Here is a 19,763-nt window from a genome sequence, read left to right as displayed (position 1 = left end):
CTCAACGCCGTAGCAAGACAATTAAACGAGAGACCAAGGAAGACGCTTGGCTTCCAGACGCCGGCTGAGCGGTTCAGCCAGATCGTTGCATCGACCGGTTGAATCCGCCGAGGTGTTGCCGACGTTCGGAGCAAAGTAACGGGCCAGGCTTACTAGCCCGCCCGCGAACGTCCGCTCCTGCAGCGAGTGGACTCACGCACCCGGCCCAAAGCGGTAGTTCAGGTCTGTGGCTCGCGGGGCCCCTTGGGCCGGTCGGAGCCGCGTTCCGACCGGCCTTGCTAAAGTGCTAGAGAAGTCTCCACTCCATACGATATGGCAGATAAAGCACCCCGGACCGTTCCCTTCCCTGGGGGCTCCAAGAGCGCGGTCAACCGTGCCGGAGAAGCAGTTCGAGCTGAGCGAGCCAATCAGGCGGACTATGACCGCATCAACGAGTGGCGAGCGGCTCACTCGGTCGTTCTGAACACATTTCAGGTGACTCTGCGGAGGCGGACTCGCGGTTCCCAGATCTTCGTCGCGCAACGACACAAGCGCCGAAAGACGATCTTCGACAAGCTTCAGCGTGAGCCTGACATGGCGTTGGCCAGGATGGATGACATTGCTGGCTGTCGTCTGATATTCCCCACCGTCCTTGAGCTCTATGGATTCCGCTCGAGTTTTCATTCGGCACGCTTTAAGCACCGACTTCGTAACGGTATCGACAAGTACGACTACATCAAGAATCCCAAAGCAAGCGGCTATCGAGGGATTCACGATGTTTACGAGTACGACGTGGACGCTCCCCCGGAGAGCGCCAGCGCACGCTGTGCCGGCCTCTACGTCGAGATCCAATACAGGACGCTGGTTCAGCATGCTTGGGCCACAGCTAATGAAGTTGTTGGCCAAGTAACATCGAGCCAGCCAAAGTTTCAGCTTGGTGATGCCAGATATCTACGCTTCATGTCGCTAGCGAGCGAAGTCCTCGCTCGAACCATGGAAGGGTTGAAGGGCCCGTGCGCCGACCTTACCAATGACCGTGTCGTTGCGGAGTTCAAGAGCTTGGACAAGGAGCTTGGCCTCCTTGACCGGCTTAAGCTACTCGACGAACTTACCGAAGAGGTGTCGCAGAACAAGAACATGATCCTCATGTTTCTTTCCTCCTATGAGGTCCAGATTTTCAATCTCTCGTCGGAGCAGGACGCGATGGATTCGCTGTTTGAGCTTGAGACGCGGTATCCGGATCGGGACATCGTCCTCGTTCGGGCGGATTCGACGGATTCTGTACGGCTAGCCTTCCAAAACTACTTCTCTGATGCGACGGAATTCATCCAGTTTGTTGAAACCGGCGTCGCTCAACTCTCTGCCGCGTGAACGAGGGGGATTGCCGCCAGTTCGTGGGAACTGTCCGCTTCTGGCCGACAGTGATCGCCTGCGGTTGTACCGGAGAGCTGACCATCGCCGCTCGCTGCCGTTCCGAGGGGTGGTAGCACCCCCGCCGCGGCCCCTTCCCCAGCCCGGAAGCGCAACCTAAGCGGCCCTTAACTTTGTGGAGACCCCCATGGGAACCACTCATCAGGAGCCGTGGAACAAGGGCAAGATCGTCGGACAGAAGGCGCCCTTCAAGGTCAAGGACATATGGGCGCTTCGCGTCAGGCTTCAGATGCAGGGCCGTGCGCGGGAGCTGGCGCTCTTGAACCTAGGCATCGACAGCAAGCTTCGGGGCTGCGACCTTGTCGGCTTGAGGGTCCGCGACGTCTGCCACGGCGATCAGGTGGCGGCGCGTGCCATCGTCATGCAGCACAAGACCCGGCGTCCTGTGCAGTTCGAGATCACGCCGGCTACCAGGCAGGCCGTCCAGGCTTGGATCAAGCATGCAGGGCTGAAGCCGGAAGACTACCTGTTCCCTAGCCGCATCCACGGTTCGCCGCATCTGGGCACCCGTCAGTACGCGCGCATACTTGAGCGTCGGGTGGAGGAGCTCGGGCTGGATCCAGCCGAGTACGGCACCCACTCGATGCGGCGGACGAAGGCGACGCTGATCTATCGGCGCACCAAGAACCTTCGAGCCGTGCAGCTGGTGCTCGGGCACTCCAAGCTCGAGTCGACCATCAGGTACCTGGGCATAGAAGTGGATGACGCCCTCGAAATCTCGGAGCAGACGGAGATCTGAGCTGACCCAGGACCGGAGCGGCCGCACCTGTCGCCGTGACGAGGCGACCGCCTCTGAATGCCAGCTTTGTGGCCGGCGCCCCATGGAGGGGTCTCGGCCACTTCCGGACGTTCGCGGACGTCGGCTCTGCAGACGCTTGCTTGTGCGCTCGTCGAGGTTCCCGCTTCAGGGTTCCCACTACTTCAGCTGGTACACGCTCCGTTAGACGAAGTACGGCGATATCGGCTGCCGGAGGTCGCTTCAGCCGCAGCAGCTGCCGCTGCGGTTCGGCGTTGCCGCGGGGGCCGCGTTGGCAGCCATGGGCACTGGCGTGTAGCCCGCTTCCTGAATCGCGTTGCGCAACTCCTGCGCGTCGCTCTCGGTTAGCTCGATCTCGACGCGATGGCTCGCCAGATCGGCCTTGACGGAGGCGCCCTGGTCGACAGCCTTCACTGCCTTGGTGATCGTGCTCACGCAGTGGCCGCAGGCCATGTCGTCAACTTGAAAGGCAATCATGGGGTGCTCCCTTGCGGGAAAGCTTTGATGGGACGAACTGTCAACCCTGCCACAGGGACAAGGTCAAGCAGGGCGCGCTGAATATCCATATCGTCAGGTGTACTACTTCAACACGGCTCTTGACCTTCCCAGTGTTGGAATCCTGATCATGCAGGCAGCTTGGAAGCGCACCTCGCGTCAGGAGTCCACGTGAAGACCACAGCCCGTAGCAACCCGAATTCCCTCCAGCTACAGGTCACCGGGATGACCTGCGCCTCGTGCGTGCGCCGGGTGGAGAAGACGCTGCAAGCCGTGCCTGGTGTGCAGGAGGCCAGCGTCAACCTCGCCACCGAACAGGCGTCGGTACGAGCCGACGCCAGCGTGAGCGCGGATGCACTGGCTGCGGCTGTGCGAAAGGCCGGGTACGACGTCGCGACGCAGCGCGTCGAGCTGAAGGTCGAAGGCATGACCTGCGCCTCGTGCGTCGGACGCGTCGAAAAAGCCCTGCTCAAAGTGCCCGGCGTGTCGAGCGCTTCGGTAAACCTGGCCACCGAGAAGGCGTCCATCGAAGCTCCCTCGACGGTAGCCCTGGCCGCGCTGCAAGCCGCCGTCGAGAAGGCCGGCTATGTGGCCAAGGCTGAAGAGGAAGAACGCCCCGTCGTGGCCCGGAGGCTGCCGGAGTGGTGGCCCTTTGCGCTCAGCGCCGCTCTGACCCTTCCGGTGGTGGCTCCGATGCTGCTGCAGCTGTTCGGGACCGACTGGATGCTCGACGGTTGGCTGCAGCTTGCGCTCGCAACTCCTGTGCAGTTTTGGCTCGGTTGGCGCTTCTACCGCGCCGGCTACAAGGCGTTGCGCGCCGGCACCGGCAACATGGATCTGCTGGTGGCGCTCGGCACGTCCGCCGCCTACGGCCTCTCGCTCTACCTCCTGTGGCGGCATGCCGGGCACGGCATGCCACACCTGTACTTCGAGGCCTCGTCCGCCGTGATCACGTTGGTGCTGCTTGGCAAGTGGCTCGAAGGCCGGGCCAAGCGGCAGACGACCGACGCGATCCGCGTGCTCAATGCGCTGCGCCCGGCGACAGCTCGGGTGCGTCGCGACGGTATCGAGGCCGATGTGCCGGTCGAACAGGTCGCGCTCGGTGATCTGGTGGTGGTACGCCCCGGCGAGCGCGTCGCCGTCGACGGCGAAGTGATCGAAGGTCGCAGTCACGTCGACGAATCCCTGATCACCGGCGAGAGCCTGCCCATCGCCAAAGGCGCCGGCGACAAGGTCACCGGGGGCGCCATCAACGCCGAAGGGGTGCTGACGGTGGAGACGTTCGCGGTCGGCGCCGAAACGACGCTCGCGCGTGTCATCCGCATGGTGGAGTCGGCGCAGACAGCAAAGGCACCGATCCAGCGCGTGGTCGACCGGGTGAGCGCCGTCTTCGTGCCGGTGGTGCTCGCGATCGCGTTGTTGACGTTCCTCGGCTGGGCCTTCGCGACCGGCAACTGGGAAGCCGCGCTGATCAACGCCGTCGCGGTGCTGGTCATCGCCTGCCCGTGTGCGCTCGGCCTGGCCACGCCTACCGCGATCATGGCCGGCACCGGGGTGGCGGCTCGCCAAGGCATCCTCATCAAGGATGCCCAGGCGCTCGAAGTGGCGCACGCCGTCACAACCGTGGCATTCGACAAGACCGGCACCTTGACGGAAGGTCGTCCTTCGCTTGTCGCCGTGATTCCTGCGATCGGGGTTGGCCGTGACGACGTGCTGCGCCTGGCCAGTGCGCTGCAACGAACGAGCGAGCATCCGTTGGCGCTCGCCGTCCTGGACAAGGCTCGCGACGAGCGCCTGCAGCTGCCGGAGGCGAGCGACGCTCGCGCCCTCCCGGGCCGTGGTTTGGAGGGCATGGTCGCGGGTGACCTGCTGGTCCTGGGCAGCAGCCGCCTGCTGCGTGAACTCGGCGTCGCGGCCGGGTCGCTGGACGCAGAGGCCGCTCTTCTGGAGCGCCAAGGCCGCACGATCTCCTGGCTCATGCGCAGGCATGGCGAGAACGCCGAACTTCTGGGCGTGCTCGCCTTTGGCGACACGGTCAAGGCGGCAGCGCATCTAGCGGTCACGAGGCTGCAGCAGCTAGGCATCCAGACGGTGATGCTGACCGGCGACAACCAGGGCAGCGCCAAGGCCGTTGCCGCCGAGCTCGGCATCGACGAGGTTCGCGCCGAGGTGCTGCCGGGCGACAAGGCCGCGATCGTGCAGGAGCTGCGCTCGCGTGGCCGCGTGGTCGCGATGGTCGGCGACGGCATCAACGACGCGCCGGCGCTCGCCGCTGCCGACGTCGGCATCGCGATGTCGACCGGCACCGACGTCGCGATGGAGACCGCCGGCATCACGCTGATGCGCGGCGACCCGCGCCTGGTGGCCGACGCGATCGATGTGTCGCGCCGCACCTACGCGAAGATCAAGCAGAACCTGTGGTGGGCGTTCGGCTACAACGTGCTCGGCATCCCGCTTGCAGCCCTGGGTCTGCTCAGCCCCGTGATCGCGGGCGCCGCGATGGCGTTCAGCAGCGTGAGCGTCGTCAGCAACGCGCTGCTGCTGCGGCGCTGGCGGTCGCTCCAGCAGCGCGAGAGGCTGCCGCAGCAGGTAGAACAAGCCAGCCAATTGGTGACGCCCTAAGGAGACGCAGCATGGACTTGATGAACATCGGCCAGGCGGCCAAGGCCTCGGGCGTTTCGGCCAAGATGATCCGGCACTACGAGAGCGTCGGTCTGTTCCCGAACGCGCAGCGCACGGATGCCGGGTACCGCCAATACAGCGACAAGGATGTGAGCACGTTGCGCTTCGTGCGGCAGTCGCGCGACCTCGGGTTTTCGATCGAGCAGATCCGCGAACTGCTGGCGCTCTGGCAGGATCGTCGGCGCCCGAGCCGGCAGGTCAAGGCGCTCGCGCAGGCGCACATCGCGGAGCTCGACGCCAAGCTGCAGGAACTTCGGGCGATGAAGGCGACGTTGGAACACCTGGCGCAGCGCTGCCATGGGGACGATCGCCCCGATTGCCCAATCATCGAGAACTTGGCCACCAAGGCTGCGGCGGCACCCGTGGCCTCAGGTAGCCGGCCTCGGGGCTTGCGGCCGGGGCCGCATGCAGGCGGCTGACTAGTGCTGTCTTTCCATCGAACTCACGCGACACAGCGCTTGACCTTACCACGGTTGGAACGTTCACCATTCGATATCCAGAAGCACCGAGGATTCGACATGGCGAACCCAGCCCTCTCAAACGAGATGCCCAAGCGCGCGCTCGGCTTAGCGCTGCTCGTGATTGCCACGGCCCAGCTGATGCTGGTGCTCGACGATTCGATCGTGAACATCGCGCTGCCGAGCATTCAGCGCCAGTTCGACGTTTCTGCCTCTGCGCTGCCCTGGATCGTTAACGCCTACCTGCTGGCCTTCGGCGGGCTGCTGCTCTTTGGCGGCAGGGTAGGCGACCTGTTCGGGCGCCTCCGGTTGTTCCGGGTTGGCATCGTCATCTTCACGCTTGCGTCGCTTGTAGGCGGATTTGGTGTCAACGTCGAGATGCTGATCAGTTCGCGCGCGCTGCAAGGTGTCGGGGCGGCCCTCGCCGCCCCGAATGCTCTGGCGCTGATCGCGACGAACTTCCCGGTCGGCAAGCCCCGAAACCAGGCCATGGCAATCTACGGAGCAATGTCCGCCCTTGGCATCACGGCAGGGGTGCTGCTTGGGGGCGTGCTGACCGGCATGCTGAGTTGGCGCTGGGTGTTCTTCATCAACGCGCCGATCGGGCTCGTGGTACTCCTCGGCAGTCGCGCCCTGATCGAGGGCGAGCGCGGAACCGGCGAGTTGGGCACGTTCGACGCCTTTGCAGCCACTGCAGCGGTCATGGCGCTCGCGCTCGGCATCAGCCGCGGCGGTGAACACAGCTGGACTGACCCCACTACCCTTGTTGCGTTCGCGGGCGCGGCGGTCCTGCTGGTGGTGTTCCTCGGGATGCAATCGCGTAGCGCGCAGCCGATGCTGCCGCTGTCCTTGTTGGCCGAGCGAAACCGGGCGGGATCCTACACAGCCATGCTGCTGTTCGGCGCCGGGATGATGGGCACCTACTACTTGTTGACGCTCTACATGCAGCAGGTGCTGTTGTTCAGCCCCACGCTAGGCGGCTTGGCGTCGCTACCTTTCGCAGCAGGCATCGTGCTGGGCGCCGGCGTCAGTTCCAAGCTCGTCGAAAAGCTGCCGCCGAGACTGATCGCCGCGCCTGGCCTGCTGCTGGGCGCTGTCGGAATGCTGTGGCTGTCGCAGCTCTCCGTCGATTCTTCGTACTTCGCGCACGTGATGCCGGGCGTCCTCGCGGTTTCGTTCGGCCTGGGGGCGAGCGCAATCGTTATGACACTAACCGCCGTGTACGGCGTGTCCGAGGATCGCACTGGCGTGGCTTCCGCATTGGTGAACATGGCCCAGCAGATCGGGGCCGCCTTGGGAATCGCCGCAATGACGACGGTCTCGACCTTGGTGACGAATGCGCGATTGCCCGAGGCTGCTTCGCTCCTGCGAGAAGCTGCGGGCAACTCATCCGCGACGATGCATGCGCGCCAGGCGCTCACCGAGGGCTACTCCGCCGCCTTATTGGCCGGCGCAGTCATCTTGCTTGCTGCGGCGGTGGTGGTCGGCGTGGCTGTGAACACTCGCCGCACGCAGGCAGCCGCTGGTGCGCTCGCCGGCTAGGCGAAGGGCAGAGCCCTGGGACCCGGGGCTGACCCTCCATCGCCGGCGAGCAACAACGGAGCTTGCATCGTCGCGCGGAACGCGAAGTCCGTCTTCTAGCTGAGCGTCTGCTTTATGGCGCTTGGTTCGAGGGTCGCTGGGACCGCTCTGGGTCGGCGGCGGCCCTCCCCGCTTGGTCAAAGCTGCCGCTCAAGATCAAGACTAGCTTCGGCCGGCCGCCTTGATGGGCTCGGTTGCCCTTGAACGCCGGCTACTGGACGTGCAGCGGTCGATCGAGGCCGAGGTAGTCGAGCGACCGGTTACGAGGGCAGCGGCCGTTCGCGCCGCGAATGCGAGTGACCGGGTCCAGTCTGGACTTGCCCTTCACCCGGCGCCGTCTCCAGATACTCCCGCCCCTGCAGCTCGTGCAGCACCTGCGCCAGCCGCGCCAACTCGTTCTCGGCCTTGCGCAGGTCCTCAAGAGGAGCCGGTGTCACGACCCAGCTCTGCCCCACCGTGCGTCGTGCTGCAGGGCGCCGGAAGCAACCCGTTCGAAGCCAGTTAGCGTCCAAACTTCGCCGGTCGACGAGATAAGCGTCACGTCGTACAGGGGTGGCACCGCTGGCGGGTCCGCGCCGGCCGGTGCGAGCCGGGCAACCAGAGTGGTGCGGTTGCGTGCCCGATCTTCCTCCTGCCGAACGGTGAGCACACCTCGGGTGGTGCCCGCGTGGCGGACATGGTTTGGCGTGAGGCGGCCGCCTTCGAACATCCTGGTCACGAGGTATTTTACTGTACGTTTATACAGCTTTCGTGGGTACCCTGCTGGTGGCGCCGACCCCACCAAGCTGCTAGTGACGACCGAATTCACGCTCAGACGCGCGCGCTGTTCACCTGGCGGCGTCGCTCGCTCCAGGAACTAGGCGCTGGGGGCAGAGGGAGAACAACGCTGACCGCCTTTGACTCTCCCCTTGACCTGAACGGCACCGAGTGCGCCCTCGTACGCCCACCGCACCCATCGTCCCGTCCGTGCTGCGCCGCTCGCCTCCTCGAGGCGTGTGTCGCAAAGCGCCCGTCGCGGTTGGCCCTGCTACTACAACGGCGGTCCCGAAGGTCTGGCTCATTCGAGCGTTCCGACGGGCATGTCGGACCTCAGAGGAGCCACCGGCACCTGCTTGATGGTTGGAACAGGCATCCGCATGGATCGCCCGAAGGCGTCGAGTACGACAACGCGAGCAACGGCGTGAGCACGGCAAGCGTGCTGACCGCGCCGCCCTTCGGGGGGCACGTCTCTCCGGGGGATGTGAGGCGAAGCGACTGCTTGCATGATGTCGGCGTGGACATCCAGTGCCTCACCTTCGTCCACATCCGTTGGATCGGGAGATGCGCCGAGCGCATCCTCGCAACAGATCCGGAGGTGGGTCACATGGCTGCGGTTCAGCAAGCATTTGACCTTCTCGGGGTCTGGCCGCTGACCGACCCCTTGGTTGTCGCGGATGCGTTCCTTGGGCGCGAGTTCGTCGTACTGCCGGGATAGTCACAGCTCGTGAGGGTGGCGCGGAGCCCGGCACACGTTTCCATACGCCTTGCAGATGGGGAGTCCGGGCCAACTGTCAGCTTCTGACGTGAGACGCAACGTCTCTCAGCCGACCCATGGCGGAAGAACAGCCATTGCCCAGGTTCCGCTTGCCCAAACCCGCTTCGCATGCCGCGCCGCGATGGAATTCAGCAGAAATCCACTGCGGGCGGCAGAGCAGCTCGGCGTAGGCTGTTGCCGAGGCAGCAAGTGGGCCTGCCCGGGAGACTGGACCATGAAGCGAGGCTTGACCTACGCCGAAACGCTCGCGTATGTCGGCGTCAAGCGCCGCACGTTCGACGCTGCGTGGCGGCCACGCCTGCGAGCCATTCACCAAGGCACTTGCCTGATCTTCGATCGTCAGGAGATCGACGCGCTGTTCGAGGCGATCAAGGCGCCCCATGCGGAACAACCGACCCCGACCCTCAGCGTGGCGCAGGCACTCCCGCGAGCGCAGAATACTCGCAGGAATGAACGGCCCGGAACCATGAAAGGAGTGTCTGAATGGGCCGAAAAGTACCCGGGGTCTACCCCGGAGGTGATGGAACGTGGCAGGTCGACAAGTGGTGGCGCAACACCCGGCTTCGCCAGCGTGGCTTCACAAGTATTGAGGAAGCAGAGCGGTGGTTGATCAAGCAGCTGGGCGAGTTGCGCAGCGTCATCGTTCACGGCGAGCGGCATGCGCGTCTTTTTGATGAAGCGGCGGCGCACTACCTGCTGACCAACCAGTCGAAGGCGAGCATCGTCACCGAAACCTACCTACTGCAAAGCGTGATGCCGGCAATCGGAGCACTCGAACTGCATCAAGTTCATGACGGCACCTTGGCACGCTATGTCGCCCAGCGCTTGGGCGACGGACGGTCACACAAGACAGTCAATCTCGCCCTCGGCGTTGTGCGTCGGATCCTGAATCTGGCGGCGACGACCTGGCGGGATGACAGCGGCCGCACGTGGCTTGAGCAAGCGCCACGGATCACGATGTTGCCGCTCGTCGGCTATCAGCGAGAGCCACAGCCCATTTCATGGGCGGACCAGCGCGCGCTCTTGCCGATACTGCCTGATCATCTTTCGCGAATGGCGTTGTTCACCCTGAACACCGGCGTGCGCGACGACGTGGTCTGCAGTCTTCGGTGGGAATGGGAAATCCAGGTTCCTGAGATCGGCGTCTCGGTCTTCGAAGTTCCCAGGCAGCACGTGAAGGGCAAGCGTCGGTCACGTGTGCTGGTCTGCAACAGCGTTGCGCAGTCGGTCGTCGATTCCGTACGGGGCCAGCACAAGGACTTCGTCTTTGTGTACCGCCGCGAACGGGTGAAGAACGTCGATGTCGCTCCTCTGATGCAGTTCCGACGGATCGAGACGATGAACAACACCGCGTGGCAACGAGCGCGTCGGGAAGCCGGCCTCGGTGACCTGCACGTTCACGATCTGCGCCACACCGTTGGCATGCGCCTACGGGAAGCGGGGGTGCCCGAAGGAACCATCGCAGACGTCCTGTGGCACAGCACGCCGTCGATGACCCACCACTACAGCGTGGCGCAGATCGTCGAGCTTCATGCCGCTCTAGAGAAGGTGAAGGGCGACAACGGCCGCTGGAACAAGAGCCTGGCTACGTTGCGCAAGGAACAAGAGGGGCGAAAGGGACATGCCAGTCCCCCAAGAATCCCCCAGCAAAGAAAAACGGCCTAGCGATCGAAATCGCTAAGCCGTTGATCCACTAGCAGAAGTTGGTGCGGCTGGCAGGAATCGAACCCACGACCCCTTGGTTCGTAGCCAAGTACTCTATCCAGCTGAGCTACAGCCGCAACGCTGCGCATTGTAGCAGGCTGCGCGGTCACCCCACCCGCGCGGCCGCCTCGTAGCGCTGTGCGGCGCGCGGCGCGTCGCCGTCGCGGGCCGCCATCTCGGCCAGCGTGAGCAGCGCGTGGCGCCGGAACGCGTTCGGCAGGCGCGCGTCCGCAGCCGCCCGCTCGAGCAGCACGCCCGCCTTGCCCCACAGCTGGCGCTCGGCGAACGCGCAGCCGGTCGCGAAGGCCACGGCGCCGTCGTTCGGGAACTGCTGCGCAGCCGTCTCGAGGCGCGGCAGCCAGTCGAGCGGCAAGCCCGCCACGCACGCGACCACCGCACCGGCGATCACGCAGCGCTCGTCCCAGCCGAGCTCGTCGAGCTGATCCCAGAGCGGGCGCACCCAGGCGCGACCGTCCTCGCAGGCGCCGAGGTCGGCGGCACGCGTGGCCCCACGCGCAGCGATGAACGGATCGCGCCGATCGGCGGCGTCGAACAGGCCCCAGATGCGGCGCAGCTGGTCGGCGTCGTGCGCGACGTCGAGCGACTCGGACGCCAGCGAGCGCAGCAGCCCGACCGCCGCGCCGTGCGAGAACGCGCCGTGCTTGACCAGGAGACGTGCGGTGCGCAGCGCATCCTGCGGACGCCGGCCGAGGCGTGCCGCCTGCAGCTTCAGACGCAGCGCGTGGGTGCGCCGGGCGACGCCCTGCGGCAGCTCGTCGAGCAGCTCCATCGCGCGGTTCGCGTCGCGATCGTCGAGCGCCCATTCAGCCGCGAGCAGGCGCGCGCCCTCCTCGGCCGAGCGCGCGGACGCGGTGCGGCGCGCGAGCTCGAGCGCCTGGCGCAGCGCGGCGTCGCGGAACTCGCGGTTCTGCAGGCGGTGCGCGCTGCCCGCGGCGAGCAGGTGGGCCAGCACGGTGAACTCGTTGTCCTGCGCGATCTCGGGCGTGTCGGCCTGGATCGCGAGCGCGCGCTGCGCCGCCTTCTGGGCTCGCGTGTAGCGCCCGCCGAAGTATTGGGCGAGGGCGTCGCGCAGCGCCGCCTGCGCGGTGCGATCGCGGCGCGCGACGCGCCACTCGCGTGCCCGCCGCGGCAGGCCGACGAGGCTGTCGATGCCCTGGATCACGGTGACCAGCACGAAGCAGGTGCCGACCAGCAGGAACAGGAACAGGTTGAGCGAGACGTCGAGGCGCCAGCCGTTCCAGTAGAAGGTGACGAGGCCGTCGTTCGCGCCGAGCGTGGTCGCGGCGACCACCGCGACGACGAACAGCAGCACGAACCAGATGATCGGTCGCATGCGGCGCGCGCTCGGCGGTCAGCGCACGCCGGCGGTGGCCAGCGCGGCGAGGGTCTCGTCAGGGCGCGGCAGGTTGACCTGGCGCGCGTGCTGCGCCACCTGCTGCAGCAGGTCGGCCGCATGCTGGGTGCGCCGCGCGCTGCGGTCGAAGTAGCGGTCCAGCGCGCCCCGTACCGTCTGCAGGTCGCCCTGCGCGGTGTCGAACTGTCGGCTCAGCAACGCGAGCCGCGCGTTGAGCAGGCGCAGCTTCAGGTTCTCGCGCAGGAAGAACGACTGGTCGGGCGCCACCAGCATGCCTTCGGGGCGCTCGATGCGCGTCACGCGCACCAGCGACTTCGCCTCGTTCCAGATGTGGTCGACGACGAAGCTCCACACCGCGTCGACCTGGCGCGCGCCGAACCAGGCCGGCGCCGACGCCGCGCTCGCGGGCGCCGCGACGGCCGTGGCGCGCCGCGCCGGCTCGGCGCGTGCGCTGGCCGAGAGCAGCGGCAAATCGTCGACGAGCCGCGTCACCTCGTCGAGCTTGGCGACCAGCGACGGCACGTCCGCGAGGCTCACGCCGCGCACGCGTTCGAGGTCGCGCGCGATCGCCCGCCGTACCGGGTCGAGGCGCGGCTGGTTGATGCGCGCGAGGCGCTCGTCGCTCTGGCGCAGCGTGGCGACCAGCGGCTCGAGGCTGCCGGTGAGCGCGCTCTGCTGCAGGGCGACGCGGACCGCGGCATCGATGTCGACCGCGACGTTCTCGTCACGCGAGCGCGCGAGCGACTGGATCAGCTCCTCGAACTGACCGCGCTGCACCGCGACCTCGTCGACGCGCGCCTGCAGCAGCGCGACCTTGGCAGCGGCGTCGCGCACGCTGTCCTGCGCCTGCCGGGCGAGCACGGCCGCCTCGGCAATCCGGGTGTCGGCGTCGTGCTGGCGCTTGACGAGCTCGCGCTCGACGTTGCGCATGCGCTGGTCGGCGCGCCAGGCCAGGAAGACGCTGCCGAGCAACGCCACCGCGATCACCGCGACCCCGATGCGGCGCCAGTTCGCCGAGGCCGGGCCGGCGGCGACGCCGGGCTCGCGCGCGACGACGACCTGGGGGGTGTCGACGATGGGCGCTGGGTCAGTCACGGCTCAGGGATTGTATGCAGGCGACCACGTCGGCCAGGGTGGGCCGCGTCTCGACCACCCGGCCGAAGTTGGCGGCGCGCGCGCGGGCGGCGATGCGCGGGTGCGTCGCGATCGCGGTCGCGGCCGCACCGGCGGCCTCGGGCGCGCATCCGACGAGGTTGTCGATGCTCTCCGAGCTCGAGAACAGCCAGGCGTGGTGCGCCGGCGCGGCGACCGCAGCGGCAAGCGTGTGCTGCTGTGCCGGGTCGAACGTTGGCGCGAGGCGCCGGTACGCGACGATCCCGTCCACGCGGGCACCGGCGTCGCCGAGGCGCGAGGCGAGCCAGTCGCGGCCGCGCTCGCCGCGCACGATCAGCACGCCGGCGTCGCGCCAGTCGAGGCTCGCGAGCAGCGGCCAGAGCGCTTCCGAGTCGAACTGCGCGGCATCCGCCGGCGGCTCGACGATCGCTTCGGCCGGCACGCCGCACGCGAGCAGCACGCGCGACGTGCCGGGGCCGGGCGACGCCGCGCTCGTGACTGCCGGCCAAGTCACGTCGGTCGGCCGCGCCGCGAAGAAGCGGTCGACCGCGGTCGGGCTCACGAACATCACGAGGCGGCGACCGGGGAGCGAACGCCACGCGCTCTCGATCGCGGCAGCGTCGGGCGCGTCGCCGATCGCGATCAGCGGCAGCCCGACCGCGTCGACGCCGTGCCGGGCGAGGCTTTCGACCCAGCGCGTCGCCTGCGGCTCGGGCCGGGTGACGATCACGCGCGGCGGCGCGCTCACGGCCGCGCGCGAGGCGTCAAGCCGCCGCCGCCGAGCTCAGGTAGCTCGCCGCACCCTGGGCCACCAGCGCCTCGGCGACGCTCGCGCCGAAGCGCTCGGCGTCGGCGGCGCTCTCGACGCGCGTGCGCGAGGCGACGCGCAACAGCGGTCGCTGCTGCCGCACCGGATCGCCGAGCGCGGCGGCCAGCTCGAGCTCGTCGCCGCGCCAGAGCGCGTACGCCGCAAGCGGCGTGCTGCAGCTGCCGCCGAGCACGCGGGCGACCGCGCGTTCCGCGAGCGTGGCCAGTTGTGTCGGCCGATGCGTCAGCGCCTCGACGCGATCGCGCAAGCTGGCCGCGTCGCGCCGGATCTCGATGCCGAGCGCGCCCTGGCCGACCGCCGGCAGCATTTCGGCGGGCTCGAAGCGGGCGCGGATGCGCGACTCGAGGCCGAGCCGCTGCAGGCCCGCGGCGGCGAGCACGATGGCGTCGTAGCCGCCGTCGTCGAGCTTGCGCAGGCGCGTGTCGAGATTGCCGCGCAGCGGCTCGATGTGCAGGTCCGGGCGCAGCGCGAGCAGCTGCACCACGCGGCGCAGGCTCGACGTGCCGACCACCGCGCCGTCGGGAAGACGATTGAGCGACGCGTGCTCGTTGGAGACGAAAGCGTCGCGCGGGTCCTCGCGCTCGAGAATGGCGGCGAGCTCGAAGCCGGCCGGCAGCGTCATCGGCACGTCCTTGAGCGAATGCACCGCCAGGTGCGCACGGCCGTCCTCGATCGCGGTCTCGAGCTCCTTCACGAAGAGCCCCTTGCCGCCGACCTTGGCGAGCGAACGATCGAGGATCTGGTCGCCGCGCGTCGTCATCGGCAGCAGCTCGACCTGCTCGCCCATGGCCTCGAGACGCCCACGCACGTGCTCGGCCTGCCAGAGGGCCAGGCGGCTCTCGCGGGTGGCGATGACGATCGATGCGGGCATCGGTCGATGCTAGCAGTGCACGCTGGCAGCCAGACCGCGCGCCGCTCGCGCCACGCTGCTACCGTGCCGTACCGCGAACAACCCCGCGTCGACCCGTCCTCGCCCATGAATGCAGCCTCCTCCCGGCGATCGCTCCGAAGCGACGCCGCCGCGCGTGCCGCGCTCGACAAGAACCAGCCGCTGATCGACGACACCCGGCTGCTCGGCCGCATCCTCGGCGACGTGATCCGCGAGCAGGAAGGCGACGCCGCCTACGAGCTCGTCGAGCGCATCCGCCAGCTCGCGGTGCGCGACCGCGGGCGTGCCGACGCCGCCGCCGGCCGCGAGCTCGACCGCCTGCTCAAGCGCCTGAGCGGCGACGAGACGGTGCGCGTCATCCGCGCGTTCAGCTACTTCTCGCATCTCGCCAACATCGCGGAAGACCGGCACCGGCTGCGGCGCCGCGCGTTCCACGAGCAGCACGGGCGGCTGCAGGACGGCTCGCTCGCCAAGGCGTTCGCGCGCCTGGCGAGCGCGGGCGTCGAGCCGGCGACGATCGCCGACATGCTGCAGCGCGCCTGGATCTCGCCGGTGCTCACCGCCCACCCGACCGAGGTGCAGAGAAAAAGCATCCTCGACGCCGAGTGGTCGATCGCGCGCCTGCTCGGTGCGCGCCACGAGCGCATGACGCCCAAGGAGATCGCCGACAGCGACGCCCTGCTGCGTGCGCGCGTCACGCAGCTCTGGCAGACCCGGATGCTGCGCACCGCCAAGCTGACGGTCGACGACGAGATCGAGAACGCGCTCGGCTACTACCGCTCGACCTTCCTGACCCAGATTCCGCTGCTCTATCGCGACGTCGAGGCGGCGCTGCCGGGCCACGCGGTGGGCGACTTCCTGCGCATGGGCAACTGGATCGGTGGCGACCGCGACGGCAACCCGTTCGTCGGCGCCGCGACGCTGGAGCGCGCGCTCGAGCGGCAGAGCGAGACCGCGCTGCGCCACTACCTCACGCAGGTGCACGAGCTCGGCGCGGAGCTCTCGATGTCGGCGGCGCTGGTGGGCGTGACGCCGGAGCTCGCCGCGCTGGCCGAACGCTCGCGCGATCCGAGCACGCACCGCGCCGACGAGCCGTACCGGCGCGCGCTGATCGGCGTCTACGCGCGCCTGGCGGCCACGCTGCAGGCACTCACCGGCGCCGAGGCGCTGCGCCACGCCGTCGCGCCGGACGATCCGTATCGCAGCGCCGCCGAGTTCCTGGGCGATCTGCGCACGGTCGAGGCGTCGCTGCTCGCGCACCATGGCGCGGCGCTGCTCGAGCTGCGTCTGAAGCCACTGATCCGTGCGGTGCAGGTGTTCGGATTCCACCTCGCGACGGTCGATCTGCGCCAGAGCTCCGACAAGCACGAGGCTGCCGTCGCCGAGCTCCTGAAGGTCGCGCGCATCGAGGCCGACTACGCAGGGCTCGACGAAGCCGCGCGCTGCCGGGTACTGATGCAGGTGCTGAACGACGCCCGCCCGCTGCGCGTCGTGCCGAGCGCGCGCGCCGACGCGTACAGCGAGGCCTGCCGCGACGAGATCGCCGTGTTCGAGATGGCCGCCGCGATGCGCGAGCGCTTCGGGCCCGAGGCACTGCGCCACGCGATCATTTCGCACACCGAAGCCGCGAGCGACCTGCTCGAGGTGCTGGTGCTGCTGAAGGAGGCCGGCCTGGTGCACCGCACGCTCGACGCCGACGCGCGCACCGAGCTCGTGGTGTCGCCGCTGTTCGAGACGATCGGCGACTTGCGCGAAGCGCCGGTCATCATGCGCGCGTTCTACGCGCTGCCCGGCATCACCGAGATGATGGCGCGCTCGGGCGCCGGCGGCGGGCCAGCGGTGCAGGACGTGATGCTCGGCTACAGCGACTCCAACAAGGACGGCGGGGCATTCACGAGCACCTGGGAGCTCTATCGCGCCGAGATCGCGCTGGTCGACCTGTTCGACGCCTTGCGCGCGAGTCACGGCATCGGCCTGCGCCTCTTCCACGGCCGCGGCGGCACCGTCGGGCGCGGGGGCGGCCCGAGCTACCAGGCGATCCGCGCGCAGCCGCCCGGAACGGTCAACGGGCAGATCCGCCTCACCGAGCAGGGCGAGGTGATCGCGTCGAAGTACGCGCACCCGCAGATCGGCCGGCGCAACCTCGAGACGCTGGTTTCGGCGACGCTCGAGGCGACCTTGCTCGAACGCGCGCACGCGGCGCCGCGCCGCTTCGTCGACGCCGCCTCGGCGCTCAGCGAGGCGAGCATGGCGGCCTATCGCGGCCTGGTCTACGAGACGCCGGGCTTCGAGGACTTCTTCTTCAGCGCGACGCCGATCCGCGAGATCGCCGAGCTCAACATCGGCTCACGCCCGGCGGCGCGACCGAAGCCGGGTCGCCCGCAGCGTTCGATCGAGGACCTGCGCGCGATTCCGTGGTCGTTCAGCTGGGGCCAGTGCCGGATCGGGCTGCCGGGCTGGTACGGCTTCGGTTCGGCGGTCGAAGCCTTCGTGGCGGCGGGCGACCGAACCGAGCGGATGACGCTCTTGTCGCGCATGAACGAGCGCTGGCCGTTCTTCGCGGCGTTCCTGTCGAACCTCGACATGGTGCTCGCCAAGAGCGACCTCGGCATCGCGGCGCGCTACGCCGCGCTGGTGGAGGACCGCGCGCTCGGCCGGCGCATCTTCGGCCGCATCGAGGCCGAGTGGCAGCGCACGCGGGACGCGCTCGCCGCGATCACCGGCGCGGACGAGCGCCTGGCGGCGAATCCGGCGCTGGCGCGCTCGATCGAGCACCGCTTTCCGTACCTCGACCCGCTCAACCACCTGCAGGTCGAGCTGATGCGGCGCTACCGCAAGGCAGGGCCGGCGGACGCCGCGGACGAGCGCGTGCGCCAGGGCATCCACCAGTCGATCAACGGCCTCGCGGCGGGCCTGCGCAACACCGGCTGAGCGACGCTCAGCTGATCACGCTGACGAGCGCCTCGCGCACCGCCGCGACCTGGCGGCGCGACACCGCGAGCCATTCGCCGACCGGCTCGACCGCGACCGCCCAGGCTTCGCTGCCTTCGTCGAGCTCGCCCGGCAGCACGCGGCGTTCGAGCGTGCGCACCGCGCGGCGCGCGACCAGCGCGTTGCGATGGATGCGGATGAAGCGGTCGCCGAGGCGCTCTTCGAGTTCGGCCAGCGACTCGTCGAGCACGTGGGTGTGCTCGGCGGTGCGCAGCGTCACGTACTTGAGCTCGGCCTTGAGGTAGAGCACCTCGCTCACCGGCACCCGCACGATGCGGCCGCGGTCGGTGACGATGATGACCGGCTCGTCCTCCGCCGGCGCGGCGGGCGCCGCCGCGGCGTTCGAGCCCATCGCGATCGCGCGCGCGGCACGGCGCAGCGCCGCGTTGAGGCGCTCGCGCTTGACCGGCTTGGTGAGGTAGTCGACCGCCTCGAGATCGAATGCCTTGAGCGCGTGCTGCGGGTGCGCGGTGACGAAGATCACCGCCGGCGCATCGTCGCGCATGCGCAGCTCGGCGGCGAGCTGGGTGCCGTCGCGGCCCGGCATCTGGATGTCGAGCAGCATCACGTCGCAGCGCTGGGTGGCGAGCCAGACCAGCGCCTGTGCGGCATTGGCGGCCTCGCCGACGACCGCGGCACGCGGGTCGTCGCACTCGTCGATGAGGCTGCGCAGGCGCAGTCGGGCGAGTTCCTCGTCGTCGACGACGAGCACGCGGAGCGTGCCGGGAGCGATCAGGTTCGATGAGTTCATAACGGCATCAGGAGGTCGGCGCTGAGATGGCGCTGGATGGAGGGACGTGGAGCGCGCTTCACAGCGGAACCACGATCTGGACCCGGAACACGTCGAAGTCGCGACGGGTCTCGAACTGGGCGGCGACGTCGTGCAGGAGGCGCAGTCGCTCCTTCACGTTCTTGAGCGCCATCCCGCTGCCCGGACGCGACGCCTCGTCCGGCACGCTGTTGGCGATCGAGACGACCGCCCGGCCGAGCTTGACGCGCGTGCGGATGCGGATCACGCCGCCATCGGGCGAAGGCTCGATGCCATGGCGGACCGCGTTCTCGACGAGCGGTTGCAGGAGGAGCGGAGGCACCCGCGCCCGCCCCGCCTCGGGGTCGAGTTCCCAGTTCACGTGCAGGCGACTGCCGAAGCGGACCTGCTCGATGTCGAGGTAGCGCTGCGCGAGCGCGACCTCTTCGTCGAGCGTGACCGACTCGGCGTTGTCGCTGATCGCGACCCGGAACAGCTCGGCGAGATCTTCCAGAACACCCTCGGCGCGCGCCGGGTCGAGGCGCACCAGCGTGAGCGCGGTGTTCAGCGTGTTGAACAGGAAATGCGGGCGGATGCGCGACTGCAGCTCCGCGAGGCGCGCGGTGGTGTCGGCCGGGAACTGGGCCTTCGCGCGCAGGTCGAGCCACGCGAAGATCGCCGCCGCGACCGCGCCGCCGGCGAGCGCAGGGCCGGTCCACTCGAACGCCGCCTCGCCGTGCAGCGACAGCGCGAGCAGTGCGGCCGCGCCCGCGCTCGCCGCCCCGAGCACGATCACCGCGCTCCATTGCAGCGCCATCGTAAGGCGCGCGAGCAGGTTCCTGCACGCACAGACGACGAGCAGCCACAAGACCAGTGCGGGCAGCGCCACGCTCGCGCCGATCGCGACGCGGCCGAGCCAGGCGTCGACGCTGGGCGCACCGAACACGGTGCCGATCGCGACCACGCCGTGCACGAACAGCACCGCGCGCAGGACGACGCCGACGTGGCACACGTCGAACGCCGCCGCCGGCGTGCGCGACGGCGCGCGGCGCGGCGTCGCCGGCGCGCTCGGGCCGGCGCCGAATTCACTCGGCAGGGTGACGCCGGCATGGCGCGCGCGCAAGGCCGCAGCGTCGTTGTCGTCGCGCATCGGCACGCTCATCGGCGACCTCTCGAGCGAGTGGTCAGACCAAGCGT

General features: G+C 68.5%; 15 protein-coding genes and 1 tRNA gene. 8 read left to right on the top strand and 8 right to left on the bottom strand.

Translation table 11 applies throughout. The features are described 5' to 3' along the window. The first annotated feature begins 312 nt into the window (after positions 1 to 312). Entirely contained in the window at positions 313 to 1,350 is a 1,038-nt protein-coding gene (locus HQN59_RS09390; protein ID WP_176068409.1) for a RelA/SpoT domain-containing protein, read from the top strand. A gap of 187 nt (positions 1,351 to 1,537) precedes the next feature. Beyond that, positions 1,538 to 2,149, top strand: coding sequence for a tyrosine-type recombinase/integrase (locus HQN59_RS09385; RefSeq protein ID WP_176068406.1), 612 nt, complete (start codon positions 1,538 to 1,540; stop codon positions 2,147 to 2,149). Positions 2,150 to 2,389: 240 nt separating this feature from the next. Here HQN59_RS09385 and HQN59_RS09380 read toward each other — a convergent pair whose 3' ends face one another. Then, positions 2,390 to 2,644 (bottom strand): heavy-metal-associated domain-containing protein, encoded by a 255-nt coding sequence (locus HQN59_RS09380; RefSeq protein ID WP_176068404.1) that lies wholly within the window; start codon positions 2,642 to 2,644, stop codon positions 2,390 to 2,392. 189 nt (positions 2,645 to 2,833) lie between these two features. Here HQN59_RS09380 and HQN59_RS09375 point away from each other — a divergent pair, with 189 nt between their 5' ends. The 5 genes from HQN59_RS09375 to HQN59_RS09355 all read left to right on the top strand — a co-directional run bounded on the left by HQN59_RS09375 (position 2,834) and on the right by HQN59_RS09355 (position 10,582). Continuing rightward, positions 2,834 to 5,284, top strand: a complete 2,451-nt coding sequence (locus HQN59_RS09375) for a heavy metal translocating P-type ATPase (RefSeq protein ID WP_342451163.1) — start codon at positions 2,834 to 2,836, stop codon at positions 5,282 to 5,284. 20 nt (positions 5,285 to 5,304) lie between these two features. Beyond that, on the top strand, positions 5,305 to 5,763 hold the full coding sequence (gene cueR / locus HQN59_RS09370; protein ID WP_176068529.1) for a Cu(I)-responsive transcriptional regulator: 459 nt from the start codon (positions 5,305 to 5,307) through the stop codon (positions 5,761 to 5,763). A gap of 99 nt (positions 5,764 to 5,862) precedes the next feature. After that, entirely contained in the window at positions 5,863 to 7,344 is a 1,482-nt protein-coding gene (locus HQN59_RS09365; RefSeq protein WP_176068403.1) for an MFS transporter, read from the top strand. A gap of 1,787 nt (positions 7,345 to 9,131) precedes the next feature. Continuing rightward, entirely contained in the window at positions 9,132 to 9,527 is a 396-nt protein-coding gene (locus HQN59_RS09360; protein WP_176068401.1) for a hypothetical protein, read from the top strand. Next, positions 9,524 to 10,582, top strand: coding sequence for a tyrosine-type recombinase/integrase (locus tag HQN59_RS09355; protein WP_176068399.1), 1,059 nt, complete (start codon positions 9,524 to 9,526; stop codon positions 10,580 to 10,582). Before HQN59_RS09360 ends, HQN59_RS09355 begins: the two co-directional genes overlap by 4 nt. A gap of 39 nt (positions 10,583 to 10,621) precedes the next feature. On the opposite strand, the gene HQN59_RS09350 is transcribed toward HQN59_RS09355, so the two are convergent. From HQN59_RS09350 to hemC, 5 genes are all read right to left on the bottom strand, one after another. Beyond that, positions 10,622 to 10,698, bottom strand: a tRNA-Arg gene (locus HQN59_RS09350). A 29-nt stretch (positions 10,699 to 10,727) separates the two neighbouring features. Then, complete coding sequence (locus tag HQN59_RS09345; RefSeq protein ID WP_176068397.1) at positions 10,728 to 11,975, bottom strand: heme biosynthesis HemY N-terminal domain-containing protein; 1,248 nt, start codon at positions 11,973 to 11,975, stop codon at positions 10,728 to 10,730. Positions 11,976 to 11,993: 18 nt separating this feature from the next. Continuing rightward, positions 11,994 to 13,091: a uroporphyrinogen-III C-methyltransferase gene (locus HQN59_RS09340; protein ID WP_342451162.1), complete on the bottom strand. Its 1,098-nt coding sequence runs from the start codon at positions 13,089 to 13,091 to the stop codon at positions 11,994 to 11,996. Then, entirely contained in the window at positions 13,084 to 13,857 is a 774-nt protein-coding gene (locus HQN59_RS09335; RefSeq protein WP_176068395.1) for a uroporphyrinogen-III synthase, read from the bottom strand. Before HQN59_RS09335 ends, HQN59_RS09340 begins: the two co-directional genes overlap by 8 nt. Positions 13,858 to 13,873: 16 nt before the next feature. Further along, positions 13,874 to 14,809 carry a hydroxymethylbilane synthase gene (gene hemC, locus HQN59_RS09330; protein WP_176068393.1) on the bottom strand — a complete coding sequence of 312 codons (936 nt, stop codon included), beginning with the start codon at positions 14,807 to 14,809 and terminating at the stop codon, positions 13,874 to 13,876. 6 nt (positions 14,810 to 14,815) lie between these two features. Here hemC and ppc point away from each other — a divergent pair, with 6 nt between their 5' ends. Further along, positions 14,816 to 17,758: a phosphoenolpyruvate carboxylase gene (ppc, locus tag HQN59_RS09325; RefSeq protein WP_425342701.1), complete on the top strand. Its 2,943-nt coding sequence runs from the start codon at positions 14,816 to 14,818 to the stop codon at positions 17,756 to 17,758. A gap of 7 nt (positions 17,759 to 17,765) precedes the next feature. On the opposite strand, the gene HQN59_RS09320 is transcribed toward ppc, so the two are convergent. Further along, positions 17,766 to 18,569, bottom strand: a complete 804-nt coding sequence (locus HQN59_RS09320) for a LytR/AlgR family response regulator transcription factor (protein ID WP_176068389.1) — start codon at positions 18,567 to 18,569, stop codon at positions 17,766 to 17,768. A gap of 58 nt (positions 18,570 to 18,627) precedes the next feature. Continuing rightward, positions 18,628 to 19,716 (bottom strand): sensor histidine kinase, encoded by a 1,089-nt coding sequence (locus HQN59_RS09315; RefSeq protein ID WP_176068387.1) that lies wholly within the window; start codon positions 19,714 to 19,716, stop codon positions 18,628 to 18,630. Between the last annotated feature and the right edge of the window lie 47 nt (positions 19,717 to 19,763).

The organism is Rhizobacter koreensis, from assembly GCF_013366375.1.
GTDB lineage: Bacteria > Pseudomonadota > Gammaproteobacteria > Burkholderiales > Burkholderiaceae_C > Schlegelella_A > Schlegelella_A koreensis.
Note: the sequence above shows the minus strand (reverse complement) of the source record. Positions and strands in the feature narration are given on the sequence as shown.

Bases quoted from the DNA above. Each gene is read 5' to 3' on its own strand.
- HQN59_RS09315 (WP_176068387.1), bottom strand. From the start codon at position 19,716: ATGCGCGACGACAACGACGCTGCGGCCTTGCGCGCGCGCCATGCCGGC.
- cueR (WP_176068529.1), top strand. From the start codon at position 5,305: ATGAACATCGGCCAGGCGGCCAAGGCCTCGGGCGTTTCGGCCAAGATG.
- HQN59_RS09365 (WP_176068403.1), top strand. From the start codon at position 5,863: ATGGCGAACCCAGCCCTCTCAAACGAGATGCCCAAGCGCGCGCTCGGC.
- HQN59_RS09320 (WP_176068389.1), bottom strand. From the start codon at position 18,569: ATGAACTCATCGAACCTGATCGCTCCCGGCACGCTCCGCGTGCTCGTC.
- HQN59_RS09385 (WP_176068406.1), top strand. From the start codon at position 1,538: ATGGGAACCACTCATCAGGAGCCGTGGAACAAGGGCAAGATCGTCGGA.
- HQN59_RS09380 (WP_176068404.1), bottom strand. From the start codon at position 2,644: ATGATTGCCTTTCAAGTTGACGACATGGCCTGCGGCCACTGCGTGAGC.
- HQN59_RS09390 (WP_176068409.1), top strand. From the start codon at position 313: ATGGCAGATAAAGCACCCCGGACCGTTCCCTTCCCTGGGGGCTCCAAG.
- ppc (WP_425342701.1), top strand. From the start codon at position 14,816: ATGCTAGCAGTGCACGCTGGCAGCCAGACCGCGCGCCGCTCGCGCCAC.
- hemC (WP_176068393.1), bottom strand. From the start codon at position 14,809: ATGCCCGCATCGATCGTCATCGCCACCCGCGAGAGCCGCCTGGCCCTC.
- HQN59_RS09360 (WP_176068401.1), top strand. From the start codon at position 9,132: ATGAAGCGAGGCTTGACCTACGCCGAAACGCTCGCGTATGTCGGCGTC.
- HQN59_RS09345 (WP_176068397.1), bottom strand. From the start codon at position 11,975: ATGCGACCGATCATCTGGTTCGTGCTGCTGTTCGTCGTCGCGGTGGTC.